Raw genomic sequence first — 13293 nt, forward strand, 5'->3', positions numbered from 1 at the left:
TTTTTAAGGCAAGCTCGTTTTTACCCATTTTTACACTCCCTTATTGAAAACGGAGAAATTGAGATTCCCCAATTCCTCCCTCTCATTATTGTCGGTTTGCTACCTTTTCCCATTCCTGATCCAAAGTTGATAAATATTGCTTTGTATCTTTGTTTTGTACTAACATTTGTAATTGTTTATCAAGCGCAACAGCTGAAGGTACATAATGATCTGGGAAATCTACTAGTGCACCTTTTGCAATACTATCTTTTAATCCTTCTAACTCAGGCGCTTCCTGTACAATCCCTTTCTTTGCTGAAAAGGCATTCTGCTCTTTAAGGTATTGTTTCATGTTATCGTCACGTAAAAGGAATTCAATGAATTTTCTAGCTTCCTTTGGATGCTTCGTTTGAGATGATTGTGTAAGGACTACGTCTACCCCGGATACAACCTTGGAATCGCCTACTGGATATGGGAATACACCTAGGTCTATGTTTGGATTAGCCTTTTTAATTTCCGGTATTGCCCAAATTCCTTGAAGATACATAGCTGATTCACCTTTTGCAAATGCTACGTTTCCATCATTGTACGCTTTACCTGTTTGATCTTTATTTCCGTACTTAAGTAGTTCTAAAAACTTTTTAGTTGCTTCTTGATGACCTTTTACAAATGTGGCTTTCTTAGCATCTAACTTTTTGAAAAAGTCTTTTTCTTGTGTGTTAGCAGCTAATACGTTATAAGCTGGTAACGCTGTCCATGCATCCTTAAAAGTAAAATAGAATGGGATTTTACCAGCAGCTTTTACTTTTTCTGCGACGGCAATAAATTCATCCCAGGTTTTCGGAACTTGCAGACCTAACTCTTTGAAAATAGCTTTATTGTAAATAACTGCATCCGCATTAGCTACATAGGGGATGCCGTAAACTTTATCTTGTTTAGAGATATCTTTTAACATGCTGATATATGCAGGCTGAATATCGTTTAATAATTTATCGTTCGTAACTTCCTTAAAAGCACCAGCCTTGGCAATGTCAGAATAGGAGATATCTCCGCCTGTTCCCATTACGTCAGGAATATCACGTTTTGCTACACGTGTTTTTAACACAGTTGTTGCATCAGGTGGATTAGATTGAACGACATCAATTGTAGGATTTTCTTTTTCAAATTTTTTAATCAGTTCATCATAGGTGCCTCTTGCTTCTGTTTTGTATTGCAGAAACTCAATTTTCACCTTGCCATTAGAACTGCCTGAAGCTTCATCATTACTCCCACAACCCGCTAACATAGAAAGTGCGATCATACCAGCTGCCACTACTGAGATTGATTTTTTCATAGAAAACCCTCCATGATATTAATAATTTTTTATATAAAATCTAACAAAAGGGCTGACAGCGGTTACAAGGTGAATGGAACCGCCGTTTCTCTTTTATTATTTTTTAACAGTTACACTTTCTCTTAAAACAAGGTCCGTTGGAATGGTCACTTTCAACGGAATTGTTCTTCCTTTCAAACGGTCATAAAGCAACTTTACTGCTGTTTTCCCCATTTCATCTCCATAAACTTTTACAGTTGAAAGAGGCGGATTCATGAATGCCGCTGCTTCGATATCATCAAAACTAAAGACTGATACATCCTCAGGCACTTTCATATCGGCTTCATGTAAAGCACGAAGAACACCCAATGCCATCGGGTCACTGCCGACTACAATCGCACTTGGCGCTTGACCGTTTTCAAGTAATTGTTTTGTTAAATTGTATCCACTTGTTGGTCCCCATTCTTCTATTAAGACTTTATCTGGGTTGTAAAGGTCCTTTTCTCTCATAACTTTTTCAAAGGTCATTTTCCTTGAATCTTCTTTTTCTTTCGTCTTTTGATGGCTTACACCAAAAACCATCCCTCTTCCGCCTAAATAAGCGATATCAGTATGACCAAGCCCAATCAAATGCTCCAGTACTTTTTGTGTAGCTCCTTCAAAATCCGATATCACCACGTCAACATTTGAATCTAGAGGCAAATAGTCTACCGCAACAATATGGTTATTTTCATAGTAAATCTCTTTTAAATCTCCGATATCTACATCTCCTAGAACAATTAGTCCATCAAGACCGCTTAGGGCTTCAGCGGTAATATTGCTCTTTCCGACCATCATGGTCGTGACGATATTTAGCGAATATTGATTACATGTACTTTCTACACCAAGGCGAATGGATTGGAAATACGGGTCAATTGTTTCATCATTTAACATGATGACGCCGATATTATAAACCTCATTCGATTTCTCTGTTTTTCCACTCTTTTTGCGTAATGGTTTATAATTCAACTCATTGACGATTTCAATTACTCGTTTTCTTGTATCATCTGATACGGAAAGTGTGGGATCATTGTTTAATATCCTAGATACCGTCGCCGTCGACACATTTGCCTGATCGGCAATATCTTTTATTGTTGCCATTTTCTCTCCACCATCTCTTTTTAGTTAAATTAACTAAATTTTATATTATCAATATATCAGAGATTACGCTTTCATTCAACATATTTTTTATAAAATCATACATCTTCTTTCATTTTTTTTGTATAATTGCGCTTTTTTTCATTAGTTTCGTTAATTAGTTAATATAAAAAGAGTAAACATAACTAAAATATTAGTTATGTTTACTCTTTTTATCTAAATCTAGCTTATTGAAAATGTAGTTCTCTATATTCGTTCGGTGTTACACCTTCCACCTTCTTAAAAACCTTCCGAAAATACTTATCGTCCTGATAACCAACCATCGTTGCGATTTCATAGATCTTCATCTCACTATTTTTTAATAAGGATTTTGCCCGCTCCATTCGAATCTTCACAACATAATCAGAAATATTTACATGAAACTCCTGCTTAAACTTTCTAGAAATATATTCTCTGCTAATATAGAAATGACCCGAAATCTCCTGCAGTTTTACATCACGATTGAAGTTGGCCTGTAAATATTTTTCAATTTCATAAATGACATTATTGTTTTTCTGAATTGACTTGCGCTTCACTCTTTTTAGGAATATAGCAATTTCACGGACAGTTCGCTTAACATAGCCCTGCAGCTGAAATGTTCCGTTTTCATCAAAAAATTGATCAACTCTGTATTGAATAAGATTGTAAACTTTTATAGGTATCTGATAATTTTCAAACCAATGATAACTCATCACAAGGTATTCATTTTCAAGTTGGAGCAGCTGCCCCCACGAAAAATAGTTTCCCTCTGAATAATCTTTAACAATTTTGGTAATCAAATCTTTGAATGCTCTAATTTCACCTGTTTGAATCGCTAGCTCAATTTCAGAGGAATACACAAATAAGTTTTTTATTAATGGTGTCTGAAGTACATCTTGTTTGTAAACTTTGGTTTCTTCATCATCTAAAATATTGCTGTTTAATAAAACCTGTTTTGCATGCTGATAGGAAAGAATTAATCTTTTCCTATCCGTTACCTCTATACCAACGGAAATATGACACGCCACACCAATAGTTCTCTTTATTGCTTGAAAGATTCGTTCTAATCGCTTTTCTATTTGAGCAAATTGCTTCCAAAAAACAATCAAAATTTCACCCTTTTGAGCTAGGTACCGAAAAGCAATTCCACATTCTTCTTCGTGTAAAACTTCATTTATCACATTCAGAATTGTAAAATAGGTTAAATCACGGTCACCTTGAAATGCCTCAATTGCCTTTCTATTTAAACGAACAAGCGCGACGAGATAATTTTGCGCTCTAGAAAACCCAAATTCCTCAAACAATTCTTCCTTAAGATTATCATTCATTAATTGAGTTAGCTTTCGATCTCGATAGACTGGCTTCATTTCATTAATTAGCAGGGAACTGGTCGTCTTTCTTTCTCTATCCTCTTCCTCTTTCTTCCACTCCTTTACCACTTTATCTAACGTTTGATTTAAAATGTCAGGATCAATGGGCTTTAATAAATAGTCAGAACTGCCAAAATGAATCGCTTTACGCATATAGTGGTAATCATCGTATCCGGTTACAACAATGGTTTTGCTGGTAGGCTGATTTTCCTTAATCCATTCCAATAACTGTGTTCCATCCATCTTGGGCATTTTCATATCGGAAAAAATAATTTCTGGTCGAAGCCTTTGAATAAGCTGGATGGCTTCCTCACCATTCCCCGCTTCATAAATCTCCGTGATCCCATTCTGCTCCCATGCACCGAGAAGCTTAATGCCTTCACGAACATGTTTTTCATCATCGACAATTAAGACCTTCATGGATGTATCACCTCATTATGAATAACTTTAGGTATCATAATCGTAACGGTAAAGCCGCTCTCTCCTCCACTAGTGACAACCATTTCTACCCGGTTACTATAATAAATCATTAAACGTTCATAAATATTTTTCAACCCTATTCCTTCACCCTTCTGATATTCACTTCTCCCGACATCCGATAATTCTCGGCGAATATTTTTAAGCTCTTCCTCTTCAACACCTATTCCATTATCTTTAACCGTTATGGAGAAAAAGTCATCAGATTCACCTTTTGCTGAAATCATAATCGTTGCTGTTTCGACCTGCTGATCAAAGCCATGTTTAAAGCAATTTTCCACAATGGGTTGTAAAATCATTTTCGGTACTCGTATCTCTTCTACACTTTCCTCAATATCCAGCTCAAATTCAAACTGATCATCAAATCTTTGTTTTTGTAACGTAAGATAGGATTTAACATGGTTGACTTCCGCTAATAATGGGACAATATCATCCTTCATATTCATGCTGTAACGCATGATATTTGATAATGAATTTAATAGCGAGTAAACCGGTACCGCTTTCAATTTTAATGCAAGTGTTCCTATCGATTGAAAGGCATTATATAGGAAATGCGGATTTATTTGTGACTGAAGAACCCTTAATTGGGAGGATTTATTTTCAATCTCCAGCTTATATTCTCGTTCTATTAATTCATTTATTTTTGCAATCATCAGTTTAAAATGCCTTCCCAACATCCCGATTTCGTCATTTCCTAATGACTCAAAATCTGCTTCAAACACACCTTTTTCTACTTTTTTCATATTCGCTATTAATACTTTAATTGGAGCTGTGAGCTTAAATGAAATGAACATGGTAGCAAATAATACAATAATAAGCGTAATCATAACAATGATAATATTAGTAAATACAGTCTGCCTTGCCCCCTGGTAAAGGACATCATAAGGAATTCGTTTAACAATGTACCAGTTTTTAAAGGAATCAGAAAATTGTTGGTAGACAATTACTCCCGAAAACTTATCATCTTTCCGTTCTAGACTTTCACTCTCCTTCGGTTGCTTCTTTATTTGTTTAAACCATTCTTCATTATTGCGCTTGCCAATGGCATTGTTTTTTGAGGAGTATACGATAACACCCTCATCATTCATAATGTATAAGTCTTCAACCCCAGGAGTGTATAATCGACCAGCAATGTCTCTTATCTTGGAAAGATTTATATCTATCGATACAAAACCTAAAATGTCATCTAACGGTACATCTCTTATAATGGTATGAAAACTTAAAACTTGATTCTTTTCTGAGTTAGGAATCACGGACAAGTTATTGTAGCTATAAATCTCATGGGGTGGTTCAATTACAGAAAAGTCATGTGATTTGCTTAAGCGTGCATAGAAAGGATTGGACAATATATTCTCGTATTTCACTCTTCCGCTGATTGTCGAGTGGTAATTGGTATAAGAATCTTTTCCTTTATTTATATATAGAAGCATCTGTTCAATTTCCGGCCGGGAATTAAATGTATAAGCAAGCATTCTTCGTACTTCCTCTTGATTACTGCTTATGTTTTCCGAAATCCCAACCCTCATTACTGACATAAAAGGCGTATACCGATATAGAACGGTCGACAATTGTGCGACGTCCTCTAAATAGGTACTAAGCTCCGCTCCCCCCTTTACAATTAACTCATGATTCGTGGTTACAAATCGGTCATTAATAGACTTGGTTGTTTGATAATAAGTAATTGTAATGGCTATTCCAAAAGGGAGTATCATCACAGCCATTAAAGTAATAATTAGTTTTTTCCGAATCCCCCATTGCATAAGCTCATGCGCTAGTTCCTGTTCACTCGAACTAGCCTCCCCCCTTTTCGGTTTTATCCTGAATTCTCCCTCATTTTAGCATAAGTGTTCTTGCATTACAGGGTGTCTACATTAATCTAAAAAAATGCCATGTTCAATATTTTCCACCCTACTGGTCAATGTAAGCCGTTTCATATTTTTCAAAGAACCCCTAGAATCACATTATAGGAGGTGCAGTCAGTGAATCATCAAAGTGAATTAAAAAGTTCAACTTTATCTGGCAAAACTAGTATCAGGATTTCAGAGTCAGCTTCTTTAAATAAAAGGAAGAAGCTCAAGGATGCAGGATTATTTGCTCTATTTGTCGGTCCCGTGTTGTTGGCATTTACAGTTATTGTCCTAATCCCTTTCTTTACGGGTATTTATTACGCCTTTACCGATTGGAATGGTATCACAGGAGACATCAAATGGGTTGGTCTTGATAATTTTAAATACCTGTTTACAGAGGACCAACAATTTCAGGATTCCTTTATCCTAACCACCAAATATACCGTTGTGGCGATTATTTTAACAAATGTCATTGGTTTTGGATTGGCCATACTCGTTACACAAATGTTTAAAACAAGGAACATCCTCCGGACCGTTTTCTTTATGCCAAATATGGTTGGCGGTCTTTTATTAGGCTTTATCTGGCAGTTTATTTTTGTAAAGGGTTTCTCTTCACTTGGGCAATTAACACATATTCCATTTTTCCAATTACCATGGTTAGGGGATGCTAATACGGCATTTTGGGGAATTGTGATCGTCAGTGTCTGGCAGGGAGCCGGCTACATAATGATCATCTATATTGCAGCATTACAAAATGTTCCCCAAGAATTGATTGAAGCAGCCAAAATCGACGGAGCGAATCGCTGGCAAATTCTTCGACACATTACCATGCCGCTAGTTGCACCGGCTGTGACAATTTGTTTATTCTTAACTACAGCTTCATCATTTAAAATCTTCGACGCCAATCTATCATTAACTGGCGGCGGTCCATTTAAATCAACTGAGATGTTAGCACTAAATATTTATACTGAAGCTTTCGTTAACAACCGCTACGGTATCGGTGAAGCAAAGGCCTTAATCTTCTTTATCGTAGTTGCAGCGATTACCGTCCTCCAAGTAACGATTTCGAAGAAAAGGGAGGTTGAATCCTAATGGGTAACAGGTATACAAGTAAAACTTTTGTCCTGGAGATATTTGCTATCCTGCTGGGTCTAGTCTTTTTAGTTCCATTTTATTATTTGCTATCAAACTCCTTGAAACCGTTCGCTGAGATACTATCAAATACATCTGCATTACCAAAAGTATTTATGCTTGATAACTATATTAATGCTTTTGAAAAATTGGACTACCTAAAAGTATTTTCTAATTCCTTAATTATTACGGTATTAAGTAATATTGTTCTGATTATCTTTTGTTCAATGGCGGCTTATATGCTTGTTCGAACAAAAAAAAGAATCAGCAATATCATCTTTATGATCTTTGTTGCCGCGATGATTATACCCTTTCAATCCCTCATGATCCCGCTGATTAAAACGGCAGGAAATTTTGGATTATTGAACAGCATCTGGGGACTTGTCATTATGTACCTAGGGTTTGGTTCAGGAATGACCATCTTCTTATATCACGGTTTTATTAAGGGGATTCCAGTAGAACTAGAAGAAGCAGCCATCATTGACGGATGTTCTAGACTAGGAGTGTTTTGGAGAATTGTCTTTCCATTATTGAAGCCTATCACGGTAACAATCGTTATTCTCAACAGCTTATGGATTTGGAATGACTATTTATTACCATCATTAGTTCTTCAAAATCCTGAATATCGAACCATTCCTTTAGCTACCTTCTTCTTCTTTGGACAGTATACAAAGCAATGGGATTTAGCATTAGCAGCACTCGTTCTAGGAATTATTCCTTTGTTAATATTCTTCTTTTCGATGCAGAAACACATTATCAAAGGAATCACTAGCGGTTCTATTAAGTAAGATTGGCCCCTGCTGTCCTATATTTGACAGCAGGGAGATATATAAATTAAATAGATAATATCAGGAGGGCAAACAAAAATGGCATTTAAAAAATATTCAATCGCAGCGGGGATTTTATCGGCTTCACTTCTTTTAGGTGCATGCGGTAACAGCGATAGTGCATCCGGTACAAAAAAGGATAGTGGCAGCAAAGATGGGAAAGTAGTAGTTGATATCTTCAACGGAAAAGTTGAAATTGCAGACCAACTGAAAGCGTTAACAGATAAATATACAAAAGAACACCCAAACGTTACGTTTAATATCGAATCAGTCGGAGGCGGTGCTGATGGTGCTGCAGCCCTTAAAGCAAAATTCGCCTCCAATAAAGCTCCTGATATCTTTGGAAACGGCGGTTATCAAGAAGCGATTACTTGGAAAGATAAATTAGAAGATTTATCAGATCAGCCTTGGGTAAAGGATGCATATGAAGATGCCTTAAAACCAATGACAATGGATGGAAAAATCTATGGCCAACCCGTTAATATGGAAGGTTACGGTTTTGCATATAACAAGCAATTATTTAAAAAAGCAGGAATTACGGAGCTGCCTAAAACCTACTCCGAGTTAGAAGCGGCAGCGAAAAAGTTAAAAGCTGCCGGTATCACTCCATTCTCAGTCGGTTATGCGGAATGGTGGGTATTAGCAAACCATGGTCTTAACGTGCCATTCGCTTACGAAGAAGCAGATGAACCGAATTTCATTGATGGGTTAAATAAGGGGACCTCAAAAATTGCTGGCAACAAATACTTTGAAGACTATTTTAAGCTTGTTGACCTAACCGTTAAGTATGGTAACAAAAATCCATTAACAACTGACTACAATACAGAAGTCACTCAATTTGCTAATGGTGAGACAGCAATGATTCAACAAGGTAACTGGATTCAGCCGATGTTAGATAAATTAAATCCTGGTATGGAAGTGGGCTTTATTCCACTAGCACTTACAGACGATGCAGCTCAAGCAGATAAACTAATGGTGGACGTTCCAACGAACTGGGTAGTTTATAACAAAGCACCAGAAGCAGACAAAAAGGCCGCAAAAGATTTCTTAAACTGGATGGTCACATCTGACGAAGGTAAAACCGCACTTGTGAAAGACTTTAAATATGTTCCAGCATTCAAAACGATTGAAGCAAAAGCTGAAGATATTGGCCCACTAGGCGCAGACCTTCAAAAGTACTCGAAAGATGGTAAGACTTACTCTTGGCAGTTCATGAAGTATCCTGATGGCGCTGGACAAGAATTTGGTGCTACATTACAAGCATATGTTGGCGGCCAAAAATCGAAAGCAGAGGCCATGAAAGCACTTGATGCAACATGGGCTAAGTTGAAGAAATAAGAAAAGCGCAAGGCGCTTAGATTTCGGCGACAAGACGAGCCGGCCGAAAAGTTGTTCTTTAACCTTTTGGACGGATTGATCTAAATGTGGAGGCGACTGTTTTTGTTTTGGGACGGAGGCATAAGACGCACCATGTAAGAAGGCGTTTTTTGCCTTCTTCAGGGGGTGGCTTATGCCTTGAGTCCCAAGGAGCCGCAACTGGATAAGCTTGTGACCTCGAGCCGATGGCGCTTGGAGCTGGACAATTCTCAAAGTCGAAATTTATACTTTCCTATTTTAGAATAAAGGCTCTTCTCATAATGAGAAGAGCCTTTGTTTATTTTATTCGCTGTCCGGAGTGTTCACCATAATACCGGCCACTTGTGTTAATCGTTCATAAAAAGCTTGTCCTGCTGGGTTCCGATCGAGCCTGATTTCATGAAAAGCTTCTTTCATACATTGTAGCCAATGCTTTGCTCTTGTAGGTGTTACTTCAAAAGGCAGATGCCGTGCTCTCATGGCTGGCGGCCCGAATTCCTGACTATATAGGGCAGGTCCTCCTAAAAATTGCGGCAAGAACATACGCTGTTTTCTTTTAATTTCTTCCATGTCACCTTGAAATAATGGTGCCAAGACGGGATCCGCATAAACTCTTGGGTAAAAGGCTTCTACTAGCTTATCAATCGTTTCCTGCCCGCCAATTTCACTATAAAGTGATTTAAAGTTGTTATCCAAGTTTCTCACCATCCACTTTTATATTTCCCCAATATAATTAATAATAAAGAAAAAAGGGATGGAGTTTTGTGATATAAATCACTACTTTAAGGAAAGAAAAGCGCTGGAGCTAGACAATTCTCGAAGTCAATTTTATTCTTTCTTATCATCGAAAAAATTGCCAGCGCCTCGCAGCGGCTGGCAGTTCTTTTAGCTATGAAGAATATCCTCAATTCGAGCTAATTCTTCGTCAGTAAATTCAAGGTTTTCCAAAGCGGCAACATTTTCCTCGATTTGACTCACTTTGCTCGCCCCAATTAGAACGGATGTTACTTTTCCACCGCGTAGTACCCATGAAAGGGCCATCTGTGATAAGCTTTGACCACGCTCGGACGCCATTTCGTTTAATTTTTGAACCTGTTCAATTACTTCAGGGGTGACATGTTCCTTCTTTAAGAATCCTGTTGAACTAGCTGCCCGGGAGTCTGCTGGAATTCCAGTTAAGTATTTATTTGTTAACAAGCCTTGTGCCAACGGACTAAAGGCAATTGATCCAACACCATTTTCTTGTAGCACATCTTGAAGACCATCCTCAATCTCTCTGTAAAACATTGAGTATTTAGGCTGATGGATTAATAGTGGTGTACCAAGCTGGTTCAAGATTTTAATTGCTTCTGCAGTTTGTTCCGCACTGTATCTAGAAATTCCGACATAGAGCGCTTTTCCTTGACGGACAATAGAATCTAACGCCATCATGGTTTCTTCTATTGGAGTATTTGGATCTGGACGGTGTGAGTAAAAAATATCCACATAATCGAGTCCCATTCGTTTAAGACTTTGATCTAAGCTTGAGATTAGATACTTTCTAGAACCCCAATCTCCATATGGACCTGGCCACATAGTATAGCCGGCTTTTGTGGAAATAACCATTTCATCGCGAAATGGAGCAAAATCCGTTTTTAACATACGTCCAAACATTTCTTCAGCAGATCCTTTAGGTGGACCATAGTTATTGGCCAAATCGAAATGGGTAATTCCCAAATCAAAGGCTCTTCTTAGCATATCCCTGCCATTTTCGTATGTATTAATGCCGCCAAAGTTATGCCATAGACCTAAGGAAACTGCCGGAAGCAATAAACCTGAACGCCCAGTACGATTGTATTTCATAGTTTCATAACGATTGTCATCAGCCTGATAAACCATAGTAATCCCCTCTCTCTTCTCTCTATGTAAACCCTTCCAATATTATAATAAAATTTGGTTTATTTTTCACTTTAATTGATTTGATGGGGGGGATTTGTGTCCTTGATTTGTTTGATGAAGGACACTTTAAACGTTCTCGGGCGGCATTTTGTCCTTCATCCCCTTATTGAAGGACACTTTCCTCGTTCCTCAGGTCCATTTTGTCCTTCAAATCTTCTATCAAAGAAACCTTGACCGACTCTTGGATGCAATAGTCCTTTGCAAATGAAATCATTTTTCCCCTTTATCTAATTCTCTCCAATTCTTCCAAAAATGCCGGTCTTCTTTTATGTCTTTCTCTTAGCTCTGTAATAAGCTGATGAGAATGGATCGTCCCACATGCCTTTTTATAGGTCTTGATTAAAGCACACACTTTACGATATTTTTTTCGATCCGTCGCTTCATCGGCAGATGCCATAATATATTGAATAAACAAATCGTTTACTTCTTTTAGGTAATCCTTCATTAAATACGGATAATACTCGGTTATCGTCAGAATATTATCCTGACAATAGCGCAAAAGCTCTGCTGTCAAATTTTCCTGAATTAAGATGGAAACATAAGCAGACGGCTGGTACTTTTGCCTTCCAAATTCGATCAATATTTCTTTCAAAACCGTTTCCCATTCACCTGAAGAATACAGTTTTTTTAGCTCTTGATAGTATATAAATTCACCTTTAAATAAAAGTTCTTTCGCTAATTGTCTGCTCTTCAACCTCACCAAGCATTTCATAAGCCTTATAGCGGTATTCCTTCCAATCTTTCACAAGACCGCGATAGTCTTTATCTACTGCCTCCCCCTCTATACAAAGCTGGACAACCTTTTTATACTCTTCCAATTGGAACTCCAAAGCAATGGCCTTTTTACGGAACTCACTAATATTGATATTTTCATAAATAAACTGCTTGGCAGCTTCCAATCCTTCACATTTTTCGATAATGTCAAGCTGCAGCAGTTTCACTTCTTTATGATCATATTTAGCATTCCAAGAGGTTCCTGCCTTCTCTAAAAGGGTATCTAATTGCTTTTCTAATTTCTTTCTTAATTCTTTTTGATTTAAAAAATGAGTACAAATCCTTAAAAGGTCGTAGCGCCAATCGCTCCAGTCATTATAAAGAGTTTTTTGTGCTTCTTTTAAAATAGCTTCAAAAAGCTTCTTTTGATCTTGTTCAGAAAAAAAGTCTAAACTCGCTATAACAGCTTCGTCCATTAGTCTTAAAGCCCAATTGATGATACCTCCGGCAGAGCCATCTGAGTCATCCGAATGCTGAAGCATTTTAACGACGGGCGATAAGACCGTAAGAGATAACAATACAGCACTTTGTGAATTACCCATTTCTAGTTTGTTACGCGCCTTTTGCAAAGTCATTTCAGCTCCTTGTAATGCTTGACCCAAATGGCGCCAATCAATAAATCCTCTGTGTTTAGCTCTATTAATATATTCTTGAATCAGCTTTTTAGCTGAAGTGATTTCCTCTTCATCAGAGCTAAATTGAAACATCAATCGTTTTTCGATATCTGGAAATTCCTCTATTACATCAAGAATAATCTTAATTAGATTTTCCTTGGTTTGATTTAGCAGGATGGACCTAACACCCTTCTCCTCTGGTTTCACGATGGTTGTTACTCCTTCCTTTTCAGGCTTTTTCTCTCTTAACGCATATAGAACAGCTGCTTTGTGCTTACAATATTCGTTCAAGTCATAAGGACAATCACAATAAGCATTGACTACAACTTCATCATTTAGATATATGTCAACATGATACACTTCCGAGCCATCTACTAGGGCTTTATAATGAATTTCGTCTGAAGTAGTAAGATTTAGGACTTTCCCTTTTTTTAAATAAGCTAGGCCGCGCTCGAGAATTTTATCATCCATCCACTGCTCAAAATTAGTTAATTTCATACGCTCACCCCAAGA

The 13293-nt window shown here is 37.4% G+C and carries 11 protein-coding genes; 3 read left to right on the forward strand and 8 right to left on the reverse strand.

All coding sequences use genetic code 11. From position 1 onward, the window contains the following. Positions 1 to 85: 85 nt before the first annotated feature. The 4 genes from JOC76_RS01260 to JOC76_RS01275 form a co-directional block, all read right to left on the reverse strand. Complete coding sequence (locus tag JOC76_RS01260; protein ID WP_205175430.1) at positions 86 to 1312, reverse strand: ABC transporter substrate-binding protein; 1227 nt, start codon at positions 1310 to 1312, stop codon at positions 86 to 88. Between the two features lie 96 nt (positions 1313 to 1408). Continuing rightward, positions 1409 to 2431, reverse strand: coding sequence for a LacI family DNA-binding transcriptional regulator (locus JOC76_RS01265; protein ID WP_205175431.1), 1023 nt, complete (start codon positions 2429 to 2431; stop codon positions 1409 to 1411). Between the two features lie 224 nt (positions 2432 to 2655). Continuing rightward, positions 2656 to 4236 (reverse strand): response regulator, encoded by a 1581-nt coding sequence (locus JOC76_RS01270; RefSeq protein ID WP_205175432.1) that lies wholly within the window; start codon positions 4234 to 4236, stop codon positions 2656 to 2658. After that, on the reverse strand, positions 4233 to 6053 hold the full coding sequence (locus JOC76_RS01275) for a sensor histidine kinase (protein WP_205175434.1): 1821 nt from the start codon (positions 6051 to 6053) through the stop codon (positions 4233 to 4235). The genes JOC76_RS01270 and JOC76_RS01275 overlap by 4 nt, the downstream gene beginning before the upstream one ends. 219 nt (positions 6054 to 6272) lie before the next feature. Between JOC76_RS01275 and JOC76_RS01280 the strand changes: the two genes are divergently transcribed. The 3 genes from JOC76_RS01280 to JOC76_RS01290 all read left to right on the forward strand — a co-directional run bounded on the left by JOC76_RS01280 (position 6273) and on the right by JOC76_RS01290 (position 9436). Further along, the gene (locus tag JOC76_RS01280; RefSeq protein ID WP_205175435.1) at positions 6273 to 7232 is read left to right on the forward strand and encodes a carbohydrate ABC transporter permease; all 960 of its coding nucleotides are present in this window, start codon (positions 6273 to 6275) and stop codon (positions 7230 to 7232) included. Further along, on the forward strand, positions 7232 to 8059 hold the full coding sequence (locus JOC76_RS01285) for a carbohydrate ABC transporter permease (protein WP_205175436.1): 828 nt from the start codon (positions 7232 to 7234) through the stop codon (positions 8057 to 8059). Before JOC76_RS01280 ends, JOC76_RS01285 begins: the two co-directional genes overlap by 1 nt. A 78-nt stretch (positions 8060 to 8137) precedes the next feature. Beyond that, positions 8138 to 9436: an ABC transporter substrate-binding protein gene (locus JOC76_RS01290; protein ID WP_205175437.1), complete on the forward strand. Its 1299-nt coding sequence runs from the start codon at positions 8138 to 8140 to the stop codon at positions 9434 to 9436. A 321-nt stretch (positions 9437 to 9757) separates the two neighbouring features. Here JOC76_RS01290 and JOC76_RS01295 read toward each other — a convergent pair whose 3' ends face one another. The 4 genes from JOC76_RS01295 to JOC76_RS01310 form a co-directional block, all read right to left on the reverse strand. Further along, positions 9758 to 10150, reverse strand: a complete 393-nt coding sequence (locus JOC76_RS01295; protein ID WP_372441886.1) for a globin domain-containing protein — start codon at positions 10148 to 10150, stop codon at positions 9758 to 9760. A 189-nt stretch (positions 10151 to 10339) separates the two neighbouring features. Then, the gene (gene mgrA, locus JOC76_RS01300) at positions 10340 to 11332 is read right to left on the reverse strand and encodes an L-glyceraldehyde 3-phosphate reductase (protein ID WP_205175439.1); all 993 of its coding nucleotides are present in this window, start codon (positions 11330 to 11332) and stop codon (positions 10340 to 10342) included. A 283-nt stretch (positions 11333 to 11615) separates the two neighbouring features. Continuing rightward, complete coding sequence (locus JOC76_RS01305) at positions 11616 to 12086, reverse strand: hypothetical protein (protein ID WP_205175440.1); 471 nt, start codon at positions 12084 to 12086, stop codon at positions 11616 to 11618. Then, the gene (locus JOC76_RS01310) at positions 12049 to 13278 is read right to left on the reverse strand and encodes an SWIM zinc finger family protein (RefSeq protein ID WP_205175441.1); all 1230 of its coding nucleotides are present in this window, start codon (positions 13276 to 13278) and stop codon (positions 12049 to 12051) included. The genes JOC76_RS01305 and JOC76_RS01310 overlap by 38 nt, the downstream gene beginning before the upstream one ends. Between the last annotated feature and the right edge of the window lie 15 nt (positions 13279 to 13293).

The sequence above is a fragment of the Neobacillus cucumis genome, assembly GCF_016908975.1.
GTDB classification, from domain to species: domain Bacteria; phylum Bacillota; class Bacilli; order Bacillales; family Cytobacillaceae; genus Neobacillus; species Neobacillus cucumis.

Excerpts from the sequence above, each read along its gene's own strand:
- JOC76_RS01260 (WP_205175430.1), bottom strand. The coding sequence starts at position 1,312 with ATGAAAAAATCAATCTCAGTAGTGGCAGCTGGTATGATCGCACTTTCT.
- JOC76_RS01265 (WP_205175431.1), bottom strand. The coding sequence starts at position 2,431 with ATGGCAACAATAAAAGATATTGCCGATCAGGCAAATGTGTCGACGGCG.
- JOC76_RS01270 (WP_205175432.1), bottom strand. The coding sequence starts at position 4,236 with ATGAAGGTCTTAATTGTCGATGATGAAAAACATGTTCGTGAAGGCATT.
- JOC76_RS01275 (WP_205175434.1), bottom strand. The coding sequence starts at position 6,053 with ATGCAATGGGGGATTCGGAAAAAACTAATTATTACTTTAATGGCTGTG.
- JOC76_RS01285 (WP_205175436.1), top strand. The coding sequence starts at position 7,232 with ATGGGTAACAGGTATACAAGTAAAACTTTTGTCCTGGAGATATTTGCT.
- JOC76_RS01290 (WP_205175437.1), top strand. The coding sequence starts at position 8,138 with ATGGCATTTAAAAAATATTCAATCGCAGCGGGGATTTTATCGGCTTCA.
- mgrA (WP_205175439.1), bottom strand. The coding sequence starts at position 11,332 with ATGGTTTATCAGGCTGATGACAATCGTTATGAAACTATGAAATACAAT.
- JOC76_RS01310 (WP_205175441.1), bottom strand. The coding sequence starts at position 13,278 with ATGAAATTAACTAATTTTGAGCAGTGGATGGATGATAAAATTCTCGAG.